The 18,524-nt window shown below is 69.3% G+C and carries 14 protein-coding genes; 12 read left to right on the top strand and 2 right to left on the bottom strand.

What is annotated here, in order from left to right:
- Positions 1-149: 149 nt before the first annotated feature.
- The 12 genes from nadB (at position 150) to ACZ5QD_RS14025 (ending at position 16,344) form a co-directional block, all read left to right on the top strand.
- Complete coding sequence (nadB, locus tag ACZ5QD_RS14080; protein WP_464366883.1) at positions 150-1,775, top strand: L-aspartate oxidase; 1,626 nt, start codon at positions 150-152, stop codon at positions 1,773-1,775.
- Positions 1,776-1,810: 35 nt separating this feature from the next.
- Positions 1,811-2,896: a hypothetical protein gene (locus ACZ5QD_RS14075; RefSeq protein ID WP_464366882.1), complete on the top strand. Its 1,086-nt coding sequence runs from the start codon at positions 1,811-1,813 to the stop codon at positions 2,894-2,896.
- A gap of 186 nt (positions 2,897-3,082) precedes the next feature.
- Positions 3,083-3,418, top strand: a complete 336-nt coding sequence (locus ACZ5QD_RS14070) for a metal-sensitive transcriptional regulator (protein ID WP_464366881.1) — start codon at positions 3,083-3,085, stop codon at positions 3,416-3,418.
- 64 nt (positions 3,419-3,482) lie between these two features.
- Positions 3,483-3,689, top strand: a complete 207-nt coding sequence (locus tag ACZ5QD_RS14065) for a heavy-metal-associated domain-containing protein (RefSeq protein WP_006896886.1) — start codon at positions 3,483-3,485, stop codon at positions 3,687-3,689.
- A gap of 20 nt (positions 3,690-3,709) precedes the next feature.
- Positions 3,710-3,856: a hypothetical protein gene (locus ACZ5QD_RS14060; protein WP_464366880.1), complete on the top strand. Its 147-nt coding sequence runs from the start codon at positions 3,710-3,712 to the stop codon at positions 3,854-3,856.
- The gene (locus ACZ5QD_RS14055) at positions 3,853-6,114 is read left to right on the top strand and encodes a heavy metal translocating P-type ATPase (RefSeq protein WP_464366879.1); all 2,262 of its coding nucleotides are present in this window, start codon (positions 3,853-3,855) and stop codon (positions 6,112-6,114) included. Before ACZ5QD_RS14060 ends, ACZ5QD_RS14055 begins: the two co-directional genes overlap by 4 nt.
- Before the next feature lie 157 nt (positions 6,115-6,271).
- Positions 6,272-6,760, top strand: a complete 489-nt coding sequence (locus ACZ5QD_RS14050; RefSeq protein WP_082083933.1) for a ferritin — start codon at positions 6,272-6,274, stop codon at positions 6,758-6,760.
- Between the two features lie 125 nt (positions 6,761-6,885).
- Positions 6,886-8,370: an FAD-binding protein gene (locus ACZ5QD_RS14045; protein ID WP_045538111.1), complete on the top strand. Its 1,485-nt coding sequence runs from the start codon at positions 6,886-6,888 to the stop codon at positions 8,368-8,370.
- Between the two features lie 258 nt (positions 8,371-8,628).
- On the top strand, positions 8,629-10,161 hold the full coding sequence (locus tag ACZ5QD_RS14040; RefSeq protein ID WP_006896881.1) for a Re/Si-specific NAD(P)(+) transhydrogenase subunit alpha: 1,533 nt from the start codon (positions 8,629-8,631) through the stop codon (positions 10,159-10,161).
- A 6-nt stretch (positions 10,162-10,167) separates the two neighbouring features.
- On the top strand, positions 10,168-11,616 hold the full coding sequence (pntB, locus tag ACZ5QD_RS14035; RefSeq protein ID WP_006896880.1) for a Re/Si-specific NAD(P)(+) transhydrogenase subunit beta: 1,449 nt from the start codon (positions 10,168-10,170) through the stop codon (positions 11,614-11,616).
- A gap of 151 nt (positions 11,617-11,767) precedes the next feature.
- Complete coding sequence (locus ACZ5QD_RS14030; RefSeq protein ID WP_464366878.1) at positions 11,768-13,531, top strand: HSP90 family protein; 1,764 nt, start codon at positions 11,768-11,770, stop codon at positions 13,529-13,531.
- Positions 13,528-16,344, top strand: a complete 2,817-nt coding sequence (locus ACZ5QD_RS14025; RefSeq protein WP_006896878.1) for a hypothetical protein — start codon at positions 13,528-13,530, stop codon at positions 16,342-16,344. Before ACZ5QD_RS14030 ends, ACZ5QD_RS14025 begins: the two co-directional genes overlap by 4 nt.
- A gap of 19 nt (positions 16,345-16,363) precedes the next feature.
- Here the strand turns inward: ACZ5QD_RS14025 and ACZ5QD_RS14020 are convergent, their stop codons facing one another.
- Positions 16,364-17,113 (bottom strand): metallophosphoesterase family protein, encoded by a 750-nt coding sequence (locus ACZ5QD_RS14020; RefSeq protein WP_433820626.1) that lies wholly within the window; start codon positions 17,111-17,113, stop codon positions 16,364-16,366.
- 65 nt (positions 17,114-17,178) lie between these two features.
- A complete protein-coding gene (locus ACZ5QD_RS14015) occupies positions 17,179-18,411 on the bottom strand; it encodes a helix-turn-helix domain-containing protein (protein ID WP_278125441.1) in 1,233 nt (410 codons plus the stop codon).
- Positions 18,412-18,524 lie beyond the last annotated feature (113 nt).

The following is an 18,524-nucleotide window of genomic DNA, read 5'->3' as shown; positions in this document are numbered from 1 at the left end:
GCGCCGACCGCCGGGCCGACGCGGCGGTCGTCGTGTCGGGGTCGAGGCAGGGGGCCACTAGTGCTCCGGCTCACGGCGGCGTAGTCTCGACCGCATGTTTTCGATCGACAGTCGATAACCTGTCGATCCCCTCTCGTTGGGAGCTCAGCATGGTCGAGGAGAGTCGGGCCGACCTCGTGGTGGTCGGTGCGGGGGTGGCGGGGTTGACGGCGGCGCTGACGGCTGCGGCACGCGGGCTGACGGTGACGGTGCTGACCAAGGGGCGCACGTGGGCGCAGCCGGGCGCGGAGCACTCCGCGTCCACCTTCTACGCGCAGGGCGGCATCGCGGTGGTGGAGCCCGGGAACCCCGGCGACTCGGTGGCCCTGCATCTGGCCGACACACTGGCCGCCGGTGCCGGACTCACCGATCCGGTGGCGACGGAACCGATCCTGGCCGGGGGCTGGCCGGCGGTGACCCAGTTGGTCGGCTGGGGCGCGGAGTTCGACTTGGGGGCCGACGGCCGGTTCCTGCGGACCAGGGAGGGCGGCCACAGCGTCCGTCGCATCATCCACGCAGGCGGCGACGCCACCGGCGCGCGGGTGCAGCAGGCGCTCGCCTCCGCGGTCGCCGCGGCGCCGATCCGAGTCATCGATCACGCCTCGGCCACCGCGATCCTCACCGGCGACGGTCGCGCCGCGGGGCTGGAGTTCGTCACCGCCGGCGGTCGTGGGGTGGTCCGGGCGCCGGCGGTGCTGCTCGCGACCGGCGGTCTCGGTCACGTGTACTCGGCCACCACGAACCCCGCTGCGTCGACCGGTGACGGTGTGGCGCTGGCGCTTCGGGCCGGAGCGCAGGTCGCCGACCTCGAATTCGTCCAGTTCCATCCCACGATGCTGTACGTGCCCGGGGCGCGGGGCAGGCGCACGCTGGTCAGCGAGGCCGTGCGCGGGGAGGGCGGCGTGCTGGTGGACGACCACGGCGCCCCGGTGACCGCCGGCGTGCACCCGCAGGGCGATCTCGCCCCGCGGGACGTGGTCGCACGGGCGGTCACCGCGGCGATGCGGCGGACCGGTCGGCCGCACGTCTGGCTCGACATCTCGGGAGTGGAGGACTTCGAGCGCCGGTTCCCGACGGTCACGGCCGGTGTGCGGGCCTCGGGGCTCGACCTCGCGGGCGCGCGGCTGCCGGTGGTCCCCGGCGCGCACTACCTCTGCGGAGGTGTGGTGACCGACAGCGACGGTCGTACCAGCGTGCCGGGTCTGCTCGCGGCCGGGGAGGTGGCGCGCACCGGGTTGCACGGCGCCAACCGGCTGGCGTCCAACAGCCTTCTCGAAGGGCTGGTCATGGGCCGGTCGGCGGCACTGGCGGCGGTCGAACTCGCGGCGGTCGAGCCGCCGCGAGTGCCGGCCTGCGCGCCGCCTGTCCTGCCCGCATGCGACAGGACCGAGTTGCAGGACGCGATGTCGAAGGCGGCCGCGCTCGACCGGAACGCCGAGGGCCTGGCGTCGGTCGGTGCGTTGCTCGAGGCCGCACCCCTTCGCCGCCTCGCGACCGTGGCCGACATCGAGGACGCCAACCTCACCCTGGCGGCGCGTGCGGTGGTCGCAGCCGCGCTCGAGCGCCGGGAGTCGCGCGGCTGTCACTACCGTTCGGACTTCCCCGGGAGCGAGGAGGCGCCGCAGCCGCGGTACTTCGCCCTCGTCGACGGCCGGATGCGCAGCGTCCCGCGCCTCCGGCCGGTGACCTGTGCCGGATCTACCGAGCCTATGGCCAGTGTCGGAGGGGCTCCGTAGACTCGATCGGGGAACTCACGGGAAGGTGATGTGCAATGCGCGGTGGTGGTTGCTGGTCGTCGATCGTCGCCACTCCCGATGAGCGCTCCGCACTGCATCTGACGCCCGCCCACGATTGGCTCGTGGCCTGCGTGCTGCCCGCCGGTCATGACGGCGCCCACGGATCCGACGGCGCGCAGAGCCATTCCGGTCGCCGTCGCTGGCTGATGTGGGACGACTACGCGCGCGGTGCGCAGACCCTCGCCGAGGAGTTCGAGTGTCCCTCGCAGGCTCTCGACGGTGCGCCGTGTCTGTTCTTCGCCGGTCACGGCGGTCCGCACCGGTACGCCGCGCCGGTGGGCCGCGACTTCCCGGCCGAGCCGGTCGTGGATAGCGCCCCCGCACCGGCGCCTGTCCCGGAGCCTCGGTCCGCCCCGATATCACCGCCGCCGCTGCCGCCCGAGGACGAGTCGTTCAGCGTCTCGGCGCTCGACGATCTCTTCGCGGGGATGCCCAGCCTCCGGGATCTGCCGACCACGGATCTGCTGGTCTTTCCCGAGAGCAGTTTCCACCCGGCCGCACCCGCCTGGCCGCAGTCGCGCGGTGACTACGTCGCCCAGCACCGTCCGGACGGTCCGCGCGCGCCGGAGGCGGTGGTCTCCGGTCCCGCGCGCTTCGAACCGGCGGAGCAGGTGATCGATGCGGAGGTGGTGGAGGCGCCGGACGCCGAACCGAAGCGGGGGCGTCGGCGGCTGCGTGAGGACGCGGATCCGGCACTTCGGCCGGCCGAGGCCGGCCGCAGCAGGCATCGGGCGGCGCACGATGCGGAGGACTCCGCCGGTGCGGCCACTGTGGACCCGAACATGCTCGAGGTCCGGCCCGGCGCGGCCTCGGTGCTCACCACCCCGATGGTCGAGGTGATCTCCTCCAGTTGGGATCCCGTGCGGATGGGCATCCCGGTCGCGCGCCGACCACTGCCGGGCGACTCCGACGTGTGGTCGGTGGCGGAAGTCGTCGAAGACGCGGCCGCGCACGTGCGGTCGCTTCCCGAGGCCGCTCAAGACGGCGAGGTGTCGGCGGCGCTCCTCGATGTCGCCGAATCGCTGGGCCGTCTCGCGGACGCGCTCAAACCCTCCCGCTGAATCGACTCCGGCCCGTCGCCGGATTTTTTGGCTCCCGCATCGTTCTGTCAGCCCGGTCCGGGAGCCAAAGTTTTCGTGTACCGCATGCCCTCCTGAAATTCGATACCCCTAGGGGGTAGACGTACGCCGAAATTCGGAGTAGAACTGTGACTGAGATACCCACAGGGGGTATCGAAGGGAGGCGGGATGACCACCGACGAGACGGCGACCGCCCGCGACCATGCAGGCGGCGGGCACACCGGCCACGGATACCTGCCCGAGAAGGACAAGTTCATCCGTCGACTCAAGCTGATCGAGGGTCAGGCCCGAGGTCTGCAGCGAATGGTCGAGGAGGAGGCGTACTGCATCGACATCCTCACGCAGGTGTCGGCGATGACCAAGGCGCTCGAGTCCGTGGGGCTCGGGCTGCTGCACGACCACATGAACCACTGTGTGGTCGAAGCCGCACGCGAAAGCGACGAGGCCGCCGCGGCCAAGGTCGATGAGGCCATGAAGGCCATAACCCGCCTGGTCAAGTCCTGACCGCGGGCGAGTCCGTTTCCCGACAGACGACATCAACCAGATCAGACGAATGAGGAGAGAATCCATGAGCACCACCACCACTGTCACCGTCACCGGCATGACCTGCGGCCACTGCGCAGCCTCGGTCCGGGAGGAGATCTCCGAGATCGCAGGAGTGGAGAAGGTCGACGTCGATGTGGCCAGCGGTCGCGTCGACATCACCAGCGCCGCCCCGCTCGATCCGGCCGCCGTCGGCGCTGCTGTCGCCGAGGCCGGCTACCGGGTCCAGTGAGCGCGTCGGCGAGACCGGGCGTGCGGATCGCCGTATTCGCCGCCGGTCTCGCGGTGGTCTTCGGGGCGATGTTCGGCGTCGGCCGGGCCGTCGGCCCCTGGGACACCGCGCCGCAGCCGTCCCACGGCACCCAGATGCAGCACGACCAGGAGGGAACGCACAGATGACGCAGCCGATCGCCGCCGACCGGGAACTCGATCTGGAACTGATCGGGATGACGTGCGCCTCGTGTGCCAACCGGATCGAACGCAAACTCAACAAACTCGACGGAGTCACCGCCACCGTCAACTACGCCACCGAGCAGGCGCACGTGGAATACGACGGCGACGTGACCTCCGACGATCTCATCGAGGCGGTCCGGGCGGCCGGATACGACGCCGAACCGGTGCGTCCGGCGGCCACGGACGCCGAGCAGGCCGACGAGGATCCGGCGCCGTCGCGGGCCGAGGCCGAGCTGACCGCTCTGCGCCAGCGGCTGGTCGTATCGGCGGTGCTGACGGTTCCGGTGATCGCGCTGGCGATGGTCCCCGCATGGCAGTTCACCTACTGGCAGTGGCTGTCGCTGACCCTCGCGGCACCCGTGGTCGTGTGGGGTGCGCTGCCCTTCCATCGGGCGGCGCTCGCCGGAGCCCGGCACGGCACCACCACCATGGACACCCTGGTCTCGGTCGGCACCCTCGCCGCTTTCGGGTGGTCGATCTACGCCCTGTTCTGGGGTGATGCCGGCGTCCCCGGCATGACCCACGGCTTCGACTTGATCGCCTCCCGCGGCGACGGATCGTCGAACATCTACCTGGAGGCCGCGGCGGGAGTCACCACCTTCCTGCTGGCGGGCCGCTATTTCGAGAAGCGCGCCAAGCTCCGCGCGGGTGACGCGCTGCGCGCGCTCGCCGAAGTCGGCGCCAAGGACGTGACCGTGCTGCGCGACGGTCGGGAGGTCACGGTTCCGATCGGTGACTTGCAGGTCGGAGAGCGATTCGTGGTCCGGCCGGGTGAGAAGATCGCGACCGACGGCCGGGTGGTCTCGGGAGCTTCGGCTGTCGATCAGTCGATGCTCACCGGCGAGTCGATCCCCGTCGAGGTGGCGGTGGGAGACAAGGTCGTCGGCGGCACGGTGAACGCGCACGGCCGCCTCGAAGTGGAGGCGTCGGCGGTCGGCGCCGATACCGCACTCGCCCACATGGCGAAGATGGTCGCTGACGCGCAGGCGGGGAAGGCGCAGGTGCAACGATTGGCCGACCGGATCTCGGCGTACTTCATCCCGGTCGTGATCGCGATCGCGGCGGGCGTGCTCGGTTTCTGGCTCGGTGTCGGCGGCGGCGCGACGCTGGCGCTGACGGCCGCGGTGTCGGTCCTGGTCATCGCCTGCCCGTGCGCGCTCGGTCTCGCGACTCCCACCGCGCTGATGGTCGGGACCGGCCGGGGAGCCCAACTCGGCATCCTGCTGAAGGGGCCCGAGGTGCTCGAGTCGACTCGCCGAGTCGATACCGTCGCGCTGGACAAGACCGGCACCGTGACGACCGGCGAGATGGCCGTCCGCGACGTGATCACCGCCGACGGCGTGGATGCGGACGATCTGCTGGCGCGGGCCGCGGCGGTGGAGTCCGGGTCGGAGCACCCGATCGGCCGCGCGGTCTGCAAGCACGTCGCCGAACTCGGGCTCGACGTTCCAGAGACGGCGGACTTCCGCAATCTCGCCGGTGCGGGCGTGACCGCGTTCATCGACGGACTGCGCGTCACAGTGACCGGTCCGCGTGACGTCCCCGTTCAGCTCGGTGAGCGGATGCGTGAACAGATCGCCACGGCTTCGGCGGAGGGGGCGACGCCCGTCGTGGTCACCTATCTCGACGCGGTGGCCGGCGTGATCGTGGTGGCGGACACCGTCAAGCCCACGTCGGCGGCGGCGATCGCCGAACTCAAGCGGATGGGGCTGCGTCCGGTACTCCTGACCGGCGACAACGACGGTGCCGCGCGGCATGTCGCGGCGCAGGTCGGCATCGACGAGGTGATCGCCGATGTGACGCCGGAGGGGAAGGTGGACGCGGTCCGCCGCCTGCAGGAGTCCGGCCGCGTGGTCGCGATGGTCGGCGACGGTGTCAACGACGCCGCGGCACTGGCCTCGGCCGATTTGGGGTTGGCGATGGGAACCGGCACCGACGTCGCTATCGAGGCGGGCGATCTCACGTTGGTGAGCGGTGACCTGTGGGCGGTGGTCGACGCGATCGCGTTGTCGCGCAAGACACTCAGCACCATCAAGGGGAATCTGTTCTGGGCGTTCGCCTACAACGTGGCGGCGTTGCCGTTGGCCGCCGCGGCTCTGCTCAATCCGATGATGGCGGGTCTGGCGATGGCCTTCTCCTCCGTATTCGTCGTCGCCAACAGTCTGCGGCTGCGCGGATTCCGGTCTCGTCGCGTCTCCGCGTAAGCCGTAGCGGATGTCGACAGAGTCTTAGGATTACCAAACCTCAGATCATTTCGGTAAACCTTTCCTCGCTGGTCAGAGACGGTTTACGGGCCTATTGTGGAATCATCACGGCGAAGGTCTCGTCGAGGAATTCATATGCAGGGGAGCGGATATGAAAATGAATGAGGAACTCGAAGTCGAGTTCAGCAAGCAGATCACCCGGGAATTCGAATCGGCGATGCTCTACCGGCAGTTGGCAATCGAGTTGGAACTGCGCGACCTTCCCGGAATGGCCTCGTGGATGCGCAGCCATTCCTCGGAAGAACTCAGCCACGCCGACCGCCTCATCGAGCACATGACCAACCGCGACAACCGCCCGCTCATCGGCGACATCACGATTCCGTCGGTCAAGGCCGACACGGTCACCGAGATCTTCGAGGTGGCGCTCGACGCCGAGCGCGACGTCTCGGAGGCGATCCGCGCGCTGTACCGGCTCGCACAGGAGCAGGGCGACATCGACTCGCGGCCGACCATCGACTGGTTCGTCTCCGAGCAGGTCGAAGAGGAGGCGACGGTCGGCGAGATCGTCGGTCGCCTGCAACTGGTGAACGAGGACGGCTCCGGCCTCCTTCGGATGGATGCGGAGCTGGCGTCGTCGAACGTCTGACAGGTCAACGAGCCGATGGCCCGGCGCCCCTACGGGGTGCCGGGCCATTCCTCTTATATAGGGGCCCGGAACCGGCCGGCCCAAGTCTCTAGAACACGTTCTATTTCTGGTCTAGGCTGTCTCCCATGAGTGGACTGGACCTCCCTGAAATCGTGAATGCCTCCGACGTCGCCGAGTACAGCGACACCGTCGACGTGCTGGTGATCGGCGCAGGCATCGGCGGCTGCTGCGCGGCGCTCGAAGCGGCGGAGGCCGGGGCGTCGGTGCTGGTGCTCGAGCGATCGGCCGCGGCCGGCGGCACCACCTGCATGGCGGGAGGACACTTCTACCTCGGCGGTGGCACCGCGGTGCAGACGGCCACCGGACACCAGGACAGCGCGGAGGAGATGGCCAAGTACATCACCGCCGTCTCGCGCGACCCGGAGCCGGACAAGATCAAGGCCTACTGCGACGACAGCGTGGAGCACTTCGGCTGGCTCGAGTCGCTCGGCTTCCAGTTCGAGCGTTCGTACTACCCGGAGAAGGCGGTCATCCAACCGCAGACCCAGGGACTGATGTACACCGGCAACGAGAAGGTGTGGCCGTTCTGCGAACAGGCCGTCCCGGCGCCGCGCGGTCACAAGGTGCCCGTGCCCGGCGACACCGGCGGCGCGGGCATGGTGATCGAACTCCTGGTGAAGCGTCTCGGCGAGCGGGGCGTGCCGATCCGCTACGAGGTCGGGGCGCGCAGGCTCGTCGTCGACGACTCCGGTGCCGTGGTCGGCGCCTACTGGAAGGCCGGCGGCGAGGACGGTTTCATTCGCGCCTCCGCCGTGGTGATCGCCGCGGGCGGATTCGTCATGAACCCCGACATGGTCGCCGAGTACGTTCCGCAGCTCGCGGAGAAGCCGTTCACGCTCGGCAGCACCTACGACGACGGTCTCGGAATCCGAATGGGCGCATCGGTGGGCGCCGGACTCAAGCACATGGACCAGGCGTTCATCACCGCGCCGGTGTACCCGCCGTCGATCCTCCTCACCGGCCTGATCGTGAATAAGGAGGGCAAGCGGTTCGTCGCGGAGGACTCCTATCACTCGCGGACGTCCGGATTCGTGATGGACCAGACCGACCGCGCCGCCTTCCTCATCGTCGACGAGGCGCACATGCAGCGGCCAGAGTTCCCGCTGGCGCCCTTCATCGACGGCTGGGAGACGGTCGACGAGATGGCCGACGGCCTCGGCCTCGATCGGGCCACGCTGCACGCGACCCTCGATCGGTACAACGAGTACGCCGCCAAGGGCGAGGATCCGGACTTCCACAAGAGCCCCGAGTTCCTGGCGCCGCAGGACACCGGGCCGTGGGCGGCGTTCGACATGAGTCTCGGGAAGGCGCTGTACGCCGGGTTCACCGTCGGCGGCATGGCCACTTCGCTGGACGGCCAGGTGCTGACCGAGGAGGGCTCCGTGATCGACGGACTGTACGCCGCCGGAGCCTGTGCGGCGAACCTCGCGCAGGACGGAAAGGGCTACGCCAGCGGCACCCAACTGGGGGAGGGCTCGTACTTCGGTCGCCGGGCGGGGCGTCACGCGGCACATGCAGCGACCGTGCGAAATCGGGTTACTGTCCGGTAAGTGACGTATCTAACCGGCCCCTGGTCCGCGTGGCAGGGCGTGCTAACGTCATGCCACGTTTTCCATCAGCAGGGTCGGTCACGTGGCCACCTGCGGCGTGTCGCGCGAGTTCGATGAAGCACTGGCCGACGCAGGCTTAGACGCCCGTACATCCCGTGGGGCTCCCGCCTGTCGTCTACAGCGTTGGCGTCGAATCATCGTGCGCCATGTTCTGTAAGACAAGGTGAAGCTGAATATGAGTGTGGGAGAGGCAGTGAAATGCTGATCGGTATCCCCCGGGAATCAAAGGCGGGCGAGACTCTCGTCGCCGCGACCGCTAAGACGGTGGCGCAGCTGCAGCAGCTCGGCTACGAGGTGATCGTCGAGGCCGGCGCCGGTGATCGCGCCGAGCAGCCGGACGGGGCGTTCGCTGAGGCGGGCACGCGTCTGGGTTCGGCCGACGAGGTGTGGGCCGCCGACGTCGTGGTCAAGGTCAACGCCCCGACGGACGACGAGATCGCCCGTATGCGGCGCGGTGCGGTCCTCATCTCGATGATGGCTCCGGCCCGTAATCCGGAACTGCTGGAGAAGCTGCGCAGTGCGGGCATCACCGCGCTGGCGATGGACGCGGTACCGCGTATCTCGCGTGCACAGTCCATGGACGTTCTCTCGTCGATGGCCAATGTCGCGGGTTACCGCGCAGTGGTCGAGGCCGCACATGAGTTCGGCCGGATGTTCACCGGCCAGGTGACCGCGGCGGGCAAGATTCCGCCCGCGCGTGTGTTCGTGGTCGGTGCCGGCGTGGCCGGTCTGGCGGCGATCGGTGCCGCTTCGGCGATGGGCGCCGTGGTGCGTGCCTTCGACGTGCGTCCCGAGGTGGCCGAGCAGGTCGAGTCGATGGGCGCCGAGTTCGTCAAGGTCGACTTCGAGGCGGAGAAGTCCGAAGACGGCTACGCCAAGGAGATGACGGCCGAGCAGGAGGCCGCGACCGCCTCGATGTACGACGAGGAGGCCCGCGCCGCCGACATCGTCATCACCACCGCGCTGATCCCGGGCCGTCCGGCACCGAAACTGCTGAGCGCCGACACCGTCGCCGGAATGAAGAACGGTTCGGTGATCGTCGACATGGCGGCGGCCAACGGCGGCAACGCCGAGGGCACCGTGGCCGACGAGAAGGTCGTCACCCCCGGCGGTGTGACGATCCTCGGCTACACCGATCTCGCGGGCCGGCTGGCCGCGCAGACCTCGCAGCTGTACGGCACCAACATCGTCAACCTGCTGAAGCTCCTGACGCCGGAGAAGAACGGTGAGCTGACGCTGGACATGGACGACGTCGTCCAGCGCGGCATCACGGTGACGCGCGACGGCGAGGGTATGTGGCCGCCGCCCCCGGTGCAGGTGTCGGCGGCACCGAAGGCCGCCGCCGCGGAACCGGCCGAGGTCGCCCCGCCCAAGGAGCCGATGTCGCCCGCCAAGAAGGTCGCGCTCTCGCTGGTCGGGATCGTGATCTTCGGTCTGGTGGTGGCCTTTGCGCCGCCGCCGATCCCGCAGCACTTCACGGTGCTCATGCTGGCGATCGTGATCGGCTACTACGTCATCGGCAATGTGGCGCACGCGCTGCACACGCCGCTGATGTCGGTGACCAACGCCATCTCCGGTGTCGTCGTGGTCGGCGCGCTGTTGCAGATCGCGTCCGACAATGTGACCGTTCAGATCCTGTCGACGATCGCGATTCTGGTCGCATCGATCAACATCTTCGGTGGCTTCGCGGTCACCCGTCGCATGCTCGCCATGTTCAGCAAGGGGGCGTGATCACTCATGGGAATCACTGCAATCACCGTTGCGGCGTATGTCATCGCATCGCTGCTGTTCATCCTTTCGCTCGCCGGACTGTCGAAGCATGAGTCGGCTAAGAGCGGTCTGACCTACGGCATCGTCGGCATGGCGATCGCGCTGGTCGCCACCATCGTCCTGGTCCTGAAGAACATCGTCGACCTCGACTCGCTCGACATGAAGTGGGTGCCGATCGTCCTGATGTTCGGCGCCGTGGTCGTCGGCGCGCTGATCGGTCTGTGGCGTGCCAAGATCGTCGAGATGACCGGCATGCCCGAGCTCATCGCGCTGCTGCACTCGTTCGTCGGTCTGGCCGCCGTGCTCATCGGCTGGAACGGGGCGATCGAAGGCTTCGACGTCACAGGCGTCGATCCCGGAAACGTTCGGTCGCTGACCAACATCCACGAGGCGGAGATCGCGATCGGCATCTTCATCGGTGCGGTCACCCTCACCGGTTCGATCGTCGCCAACCTGAAGCTCTCGGCGAAGATGAAGTCGGCGCCGCTGATGCTTCCGGGTAAGAACTTCATCAACGTCGGTTCGCTGGTGGTGTTCGCGGTTCTGACGGGCGTGTACGTCGCGTCCGACACCCACGACAACACCACGTCGATGATCCTGCTCGCGGTCATCACCGCTCTGGCGCTGTTCCTCGGATGGCATCTGGTCGCCTCCATCGGCGGCGGCGACATGCCGGTGGTCATCTCGATGCTGAACTCGTACTCCGGTTGGGCCGCCGCGGCCTCGGGCTTCCTGCTCGGCAACGATCTGCTGATCGTCACCGGTGCGCTGGTCGGCTCGTCGGGTGCGTACCTGAGCTACATCATGTGCAAGGCGATGAACCGGTCGTTCATCTCGGTCATCGCCGGCGGTTTCGGCATCGAGGCCGGACCGGCCGACGACACCGACTACGGCGAACACCGCGAGATCAACGCGGAGGCTGCCGCCGAGCTCCTGTCCGGCGCCAAGTCGGTGATCATCACCCCGGGCTACGGCATGGCGGTGGCCCAGGCGCAGTACCCGGTCGCGGATCTGACGTCCCGGCTGCGCGCGAAGGGCATCGATGTCCGGTTCGGCATCCACCCGGTGGCCGGTCGTCTCCCCGGCCATATGAATGTGCTGCTGGCCGAGGCGAAGCTGCCGTACGACATCGTGCTCGAACTCGACGAGATCAACGACGATTTCCCCGAGACCGACGTCGTGCTGGTCATCGGCGCCAACGACACCGTGAACCCGGCTGCCGCGGAGGATCCGGGCTCGCCGATCGCGGGCATGCCGGTGCTGGAGGTCTGGAACGCCAAGGACGTGATCGTCTTCAAGCGTTCGATGGCGGCCGGCTACGCGGGCGTCCAGAACCCGCTGTTCTTCCGCGAGAACACCCAGATGCTCTTCGGTGACGCGAAGGACCGCGTCGAAGACATCATCGCTGCTCTGTAACCGGGCACCGATCCCGAGCACCCCGTCGATCCGTCCGGATCGGCGGGGTGCTCGTCGTCCCGGGGGCGGTGCGGCCTCGGTTCGCCGGACGACTGGATTCGCCGATCCCGGGGCCCGGGAGTGTCACCGGCGACCCCTACCATCGACAGACATGGAGCAAACTGGGGTCTTCGATGTGGACCTGCGCGGACTCATCGATGTACTGGGGAACAATCTGTACACCAACCCGGGCGTATTCGTCCGGGAGCTGCTTCAGAACGCGATCGACGCCCAGACCGAGCGCCCGAGCGCCGATCAACCCATCGTCATCACGGCCGACGGGGCCGAGTTCGCCATCTCCGACACCGGCGTCGGGATGCGGGCGGACCAGATCGCCGAGCTGCTGGGGACCATCGGCCGCAGCTCGAAACGGGACGAGCTCGGATTCTCCGAGCAGGCGACGATCGGCCAGTTCGGCGTCGGGCTGCTCAGCGGATTCCTGGCCGGGGACCGGATCGAGGTCTCGTCGAAGGCCGAAGGACACGACCCGGTCCGGTGGGTGGGCGATGCGTCCGGAACCGTCGAGACCGGACCGGGAGACCGGAGCGAGACCGGCACCACCGTGCGGATCTGCGCACGTCCGGGATTCGAGCAGTGGCTCGATCCCGACCGCGTGGCCTCGCTGGCTGCGCGATACACCGCCCTGCACCCGACCCCGGTCACGGTGAACGGACGCCGAGTCAATCCACCGGTCGAGGTCTTCGCGGCCGAGGCGGGCCGCCGGGTCGCCGCGCAGGTCGCCTACTGCCAGGACGAGTTCGGATTCACTCCGCTCGACACCTTTCAGGTCGACATCCCCGAAGCGGGTCTGCGCGGCGTCGCGTTCGTTCCGCCCAGCGGCGGAGACCTCGTGGCACGGTCGGAGCACCGCGTCCACGTCAAGGGACTCCTGGTCGGCGACCTCGCGGAGCTGCTCCCGGAGTGGGCGTTCTTCGTGCGGGTCGTCGTCGACGCCACCGGACTGACTCCGACCGCATCGAGGGAGAGCGTGGTGCGCGACGATCTGTTCCACGACGTCGTCGAGTCGCTCGGCGCGCAGGTTCTGGCCTGGCTCGCCGGGCTCGAGCAGCGGCCGGCCACACGAGCGAAGTTCCTCAGCGTCCACGAGCAGGGGATCAAGGCGCTCGCGGCCCACCGGCCGGAACTGCTGGGTTTCGTCGACCGGCACTGCGTCTTCGAGACCAATTACGGGCCGATGCCGCTCGCGACCTTCCGAGCGAGATTCGGCGACCTGCGGTACACCGGCAGCGTCGATGACTTCCGCGTCCTCGGCGACATCCTGGGCAGCCGGGGTTTCGGCCTGGTCAACGCCGGCTACGCCTTCGAGACAGGCGTGGTCCGCGCGCTGATCGCCGCCGACCCCGACATCACCGGCGAGTACGTGACGCAGGAGATGCTGCTGACCGCGCTGGGAGACGTCGGTGACGATGTGCGGACGCGGTTCGCCGGTGCCCTCGCCCTGGCGGGAACCGCGCTGGCGCCGTACGGCTGCGACGTGGATCTGACGGCCATCGAGCCCGGCGAACTCTCGGGTGTGCTGCTGACCGATGACTCGGCGAAACTCGCGGGCGACCGTCGCGAGATGCTGTCGGAGGTCGCCGGGGACCCCGACGCGTGGTTGGCCGCGGTCGCCGCGGTCGACGCGCACGACCATCAGGTGCCGAGCCGGCCGGTGCTGCTGCTGAACGTGGCGAACACGCTCGTGGGACGGTTGCCGTCGATCACCGATCCGACGGTGGCGGGCGCCCTGGTCCGGACGGTCTACAGCCAGGCGTTGGTGCGAGCGCACCGATCGTTGTCGTCGGACGCGGCCAGGGACGTGGACGAAGCCGTGATGCTGCTGGCGGATCTCGCTACTCGGGCGGGCGCCAGGTGACCGACCAGCCGACGCACGATCCGCGTCTGGAGAGTTTCGTCAACGACCTCTGGCACGCGCGGTACGGGGATCCGCGGTTCGGCCACGAGGATTTCGGGGCGTTTCCCGCGCTGATCGCCCGGGCCGACGAACTGGGCGACGACTACTGGCGGTTCGTCGTCCGGCTCGAGGCCTCCTACGCGGCGCTGTGGTCCGGGACCGCGGCCGACGTGCTGACTCTGCTGGCGTGGATGCTCCGGGCCCACGACCGCCAGGCGGCGACGCTCGATTTGGAGCCGACACAGCTCGAACAGCTCAACACCACGCTCGTCGACTTCCTCGAATCGGTGCCCGACGTCCCCGAACTGTCGCTCGACCAAGTGCGAGATCTGCTCGACGACTGGATCCGGCGGACCCGCGGGACGGGCTACGAGTCGGATGCGCTGGTCGCGGTGGTGCGCGCGAAGATCGCACTGCACCGCGGCGACCCCGACGCGGCCCGCCGGTTCCTCGACGAGTGCCGGGACTTCGCTCCGCCGGCCGGCACCTGCCGGGAGGGTGCGCGAGCGATGGTCGCGGCGCTCTACAGCCGGTGCGGCGATCACGCGCGAGCGCTCGAGTTGTCGGAGCCGGATCTAGTGGACGACGGCGAGCGATGCGGGTTCTTCCCCGCCGAGACGCATGTCGCGCTGATCGGTGCTTACGCCGCGGCCGGCCGGCGCGACGACGTCGTACTGGCGGCCGAGCACATCGACCGGATCTACGGTGAGTTCCCGGGCTCCACCGGCCACGCCGAAGCCATTCCCGCGCTGTTGCGCGTCGGTGAGCTCGGGCGGGCACGGGATCTGGCGGTGAGCCGCCTGCCCCATCTGGACGACTGCTTCACGCCGCTCGACCGGGCGCGGCTGGCCGCGGCGCTGTCGGCGGCGTTCGCTTCGGCCGCGGCGGTGGACGGGGACGCTGTGATCTCCCATCACACCGATCCGGGTCGTCCGGCCCGGACCCGACGGGCGGCCGATCTGGCGGCCGAACTCGCCGACGTGGCGCGCGACATCGCCCGGGGGTTCGACATCCGCAACGGCAGCGGCGCGGTCTCGACGTGGGTCGAGCAGACCCTGGCGCTCCGCGCCGCGGGTCGGCCCGATGACCGGGTGAAGCCGGTCGCCGAACGGACGGCCCAGGAGTTGATGAGCGGCATGGCCGTGTTCTCCATGGTCTCGAGTCGCAGGGCCGAGGCGTGCGCCGAGGCGCTCGCGGGCCGGATCGGCGAACTCACCGGCCGCAGCCTGGCGCGGGCCCGGATCATGCTGGCCTCCGACCTGCGCCGTAGCGATCGTCACGCCGCCGAGGCGGCACTGCGGGAAGCCGCTGCGGCGGCGCGCGCGGAGTATCCGGCCATGGCGGCGCAGGCCGAACTCATGGCCGATGTGGAGGCGGCGGCACAGGGCGTCCTCGATCCGCAGCGGCTCCTGTCGGCGCCGGACCCGGATCCGGCGTGGGCCGCGCTGTCTCAGGCGAACTACTGGCGTTTCGTCGCCGTGGCGAGCGAACCCGTGGACGGTGAGCGAGCCGGCCGTGCGGTGGACGCGGGGATCGAGACGCTGCGACGCGGCTTGGCGGGCGAGATCCGCCTCGTGGAGGACGAGATGGCGTCGCGCCCGGGCTCGGCGGAGGCCGATGCCTACTCGATCGCGGCGGCGCTGCACATCATGGCGGCGTCGATGCGGGCCGCCGCCGGATACTCTCCCGACGCCGAGATCGACGCGGCGCTCGTCTCAGCCCGCCGGATGGTCGCGGCCGCCTCGACGCCCGACCAACGCCTCGAAGCCCACGCCCAGCTGGCCGGCGTCCTGGGATTCGCCGCGCAACTGCAGTCGATGAGCGATGAGCAGGCGGCGTTGCGTCTGCTGGACGAGGCCGTCGAGAACTCCCGGTACGCGCAGCGTGCGCCTCTGCTCGCTCAGCGGGCCGAACTCCGGATCACGGCGGCCGAGGACTTCGACGGTGCGGTGACCGATCAGGAGCAGGCGATCGCCGTCTGGATGGTGGAAGGCCTCGATCATCAAGCCGATGCCGCGTTGATCGACTTGGCCCGGATGCAGCTCTCGCGAGGCGACGACGCGCGGCGGGTGATCGAGGCGGTACGGCCGGTGATCGACCGGATGTCCGAGCGCGGCGACGAGGATGCCGTCGCTGCCGGTCTCGCGGTGCTCGGCCGTGCGCAATCGTCGGCTCGGCTCCCGGACGACGCGGTGATCTCGTTCTCCCGGGTGCTCGACACGGTGGTGGGCGACGAACATCCCGGGTACCTCGCGCAGCTGTATCAGGCGCGTGCGAGCGAACTGATGGATCTCGGACGGCACCCCGAGGCGATGGCCGACTTCGACCATGCGGCGGAGCTGTTCGCCGAGTTCGGCGCGCAGCACGATCTCGGCGAGGTGCTCCGATCCGCCGCTCTGGCCGCTCACTTCGGGGGCGACGACGCCACCGCCGTGAGCCTGCTGGAGCGCGCCGAGCGCGTCTACGACGAGCTGAGCGTCGACGGTCCGGTCGATTTCGAGCGAACCCGGCTCGATCTCGCTCGCGCCGACATCCTCCGGTCCACGGACCCCGAGCGCGCCGAGGCGCTGCTGCAGTCGGTGGTGGAGCGATCGTCGGCGGCCAACTGGCTTCCGCTGGCGTTGAGCGGACTGAATCTGCAGGCGCTCATGGCCGTGGAGGCGGGCGGCGACGACGGGCGCGCACGGGCGTGGGACCTGGTGCTCGAAGGACTACGGCTCGACCCCGAGCATCCAGGGCTCAACCAGCTGGCGTTCGAGTTGAACGACGAGTGATCCGCGGTGGGCCGACGAGCTACACCGGCACTCCGCGGAAATGGGTCGTGAGCCGGTGGTCGTCGTCGATCAGGTGGAAGGCGACGCCGGGACGCTGAGCGATGTTGAGGACGTCGGTGCCCTCGAACGGAAGGTTCAGGGTCGAGGCGACGCCGGGGGCGATGACATGCGGCCGCCCGGCGAAGGTTGTCACGGCCGGTGTGTGCGCGTGCCCCGCCACGCAGCCGACGATGTTCGGGTGCTCGCCGACGAACTCCGCGAGCAGTCCGGGATCGAGCTGTCTGCGGTCGTCGATGAACGGGATCCCGACCGGGACCGCCGGGTGGTGGAAGGCCACCAGCACGTCGGTGTCCGGGCCCGCTTCCGTTATCTGCGCGCGCGCCCAGTCGAGGGTGCCGCGGGAGATGTAGCCGTCGGAGCGGCCGGGGATCGACGAGTCGAGCGCGAGCACCAGGAGTCCGGACAGACGGAGTGCCGAGTTCACCGGTTCACTGCACTCGGTCCCGGTCACCACCGAGTTGTACGCGGCGCGTTCGTCGTGGTTGCCGAGGGTCATCAGAGTCGGAATGTCGGTGACGAGCGCGTCGAGGGCCTCGCGGTATTCCTCGGGGAGCCCCTCGTCGGCGATATCGCCGGTCACCAGCAGTGCATCCACGTTCCGCGGGCCGCCGCAGCGACCGTTGAGATAATCCATCAGCGCGGCCACCCGCCTGCGGTGGTCGGGGCCGCCGTCGAAGTGGAGATCGCTTATCTGTGCGATGACGAACATGCGTCTCCTTTTGGGCATCGGCCGATACCTGATCCAGGCTAGACGACCGATGCACCTGAGTCAGATCACGCCGGCGCCGGTGACACTTCCACGCTCACGATGTCGGCGAAACGGTAGGGCGAGGCCACCAGCAGCCCGCCGAGCTTGCGCCGCAACCGGGACATCTCGGCGCGGACCGTGACGGTTCGATCCGCGGTTCCGAACAGGTGCGCCGACAGTTCGGCCGCGCTGAGTCCATCGGGATGAGCGGCGAGGAGCCGGAGGATCTGAAGATGCCGCGGTGACGGATGGAGGACCCACGCCGCACCCGAAGAGTCGACATGTACTGTCGCGGGCCCGTCGGTGCTTTCGACGAGCACGACATGCGTGGTGGCGGCCGTTTCGTCCGGATCGGTGACGCGCAGGAGCCAGCCGCCGGGAAGGGGCTCGACGTCGCACGGTCCCAGATCACCGACGTGTGCGCGCCCGGCGCTGAAGTCCCGCGGAAGCGAGACCCGGGTGCGGGGAGGCAGCCGGTCGACGGCGGCGACCCACCCGTGGGGATCCACCGCGAGGGCCGGTGCTCCGGTGCGGGCCAGAATCGGTGCGGCGACGCTGCGGAGCAGGTCGAGGCGGGAGCGGTGGGCATCACGCAGTTGCGCTTGCGCGAGTCGTGCCACCGAGTCGACCAATGCGAGCGTCGCGGGATGAATCGACGGAGCCGGGCCGCTGACGTCGACGACGCCGATCACGTCGCCTGTCCGCGGATCGCGGATGGGTGCACCGGTGCACGTCCAGGTGTGGTGGGTGCGGACGAAGTGTTCGGCGGAGAACACCTGGACGGCTTGGCGTGAGACCAGCGCCGTCCCGATCGCGTTGGTCCCCACATTCCGCTCCGACCACGAGGCCCCTTCGGTGAACCCGAGTCGGTCGGCGCGGCGCAGAACCTCCGGCCCGCCCGACCGCCAGAGAACGTGGCCGGAGGCGTCCGCGACCACGAGGAGATTGTCCCCGCCGGAGATGAGGACTTCGAGGTTGCCGGTGACCGATTCGAGGACGTCGGCCAGTCCGGATTCGGCGCGACGGCACTCCACCTCACCCGGATCGAGCGGGTCGTGTCCGGCTCCGCGATCGGGATCGACGCCCGCGGTGGTGACCCGGTCCCACGACTGCCCGATCACCGATCTCGGGCGGGCGGGCAGTCGGTCGCCGGATCGTGCGGCGTCGTAGACCGCGCGGAGCACGGCCGCGAACTCGCGGGGATCGTCGCCGGAGGAGATCGCCGGTTCCGGCACCGGCCGGGCCGTCGCGTTCGACATCGGACTCCCTCATACCGCTGTGGTGGTCGTCACATGACGGATTCAGCTTCACCCCCGCCCGCGCGGTCGTCAAGCCGGTTGCAACCCCCTGCAACGCTTGTCGGCCCCAATCC

Source organism: Gordonia sp. J1A (assembly GCF_055393515.1).
The sequence above is the reverse complement of the archived record's forward strand: the minus strand, read 5'-3'. Positions and strand labels throughout refer to the sequence as shown.

Excerpts from the sequence above, each read along its gene's own strand:
- nadB (WP_464366883.1), top strand. The coding sequence starts at position 150 with ATGGTCGAGGAGAGTCGGGCCGACCTCGTGGTGGTCGGTGCGGGGGTG.
- ACZ5QD_RS14075 (WP_464366882.1), top strand. The coding sequence starts at position 1,811 with ATGCGCGGTGGTGGTTGCTGGTCGTCGATCGTCGCCACTCCCGATGAG.
- ACZ5QD_RS14070 (WP_464366881.1), top strand. The coding sequence starts at position 3,083 with ATGACCACCGACGAGACGGCGACCGCCCGCGACCATGCAGGCGGCGGG.
- ACZ5QD_RS14065 (WP_006896886.1), top strand. The coding sequence starts at position 3,483 with ATGAGCACCACCACCACTGTCACCGTCACCGGCATGACCTGCGGCCAC.
- ACZ5QD_RS14055 (WP_464366879.1), top strand. The coding sequence starts at position 3,853 with ATGACGCAGCCGATCGCCGCCGACCGGGAACTCGATCTGGAACTGATC.
- ACZ5QD_RS14050 (WP_082083933.1), top strand. The coding sequence starts at position 6,272 with ATGAATGAGGAACTCGAAGTCGAGTTCAGCAAGCAGATCACCCGGGAA.
- ACZ5QD_RS14045 (WP_045538111.1), top strand. The coding sequence starts at position 6,886 with ATGAGTGGACTGGACCTCCCTGAAATCGTGAATGCCTCCGACGTCGCC.
- ACZ5QD_RS14040 (WP_006896881.1), top strand. The coding sequence starts at position 8,629 with ATGCTGATCGGTATCCCCCGGGAATCAAAGGCGGGCGAGACTCTCGTC.
- pntB (WP_006896880.1), top strand. The coding sequence starts at position 10,168 with ATGGGAATCACTGCAATCACCGTTGCGGCGTATGTCATCGCATCGCTG.
- ACZ5QD_RS14030 (WP_464366878.1), top strand. The coding sequence starts at position 11,768 with ATGGAGCAAACTGGGGTCTTCGATGTGGACCTGCGCGGACTCATCGAT.
- ACZ5QD_RS14020 (WP_433820626.1), bottom strand. The coding sequence starts at position 17,113 with ATGTTCGTCATCGCACAGATAAGCGATCTCCACTTCGACGGCGGCCCC.
- ACZ5QD_RS14015 (WP_278125441.1), bottom strand. The coding sequence starts at position 18,411 with ATGTCGAACGCGACGGCCCGGCCGGTGCCGGAACCGGCGATCTCCTCC.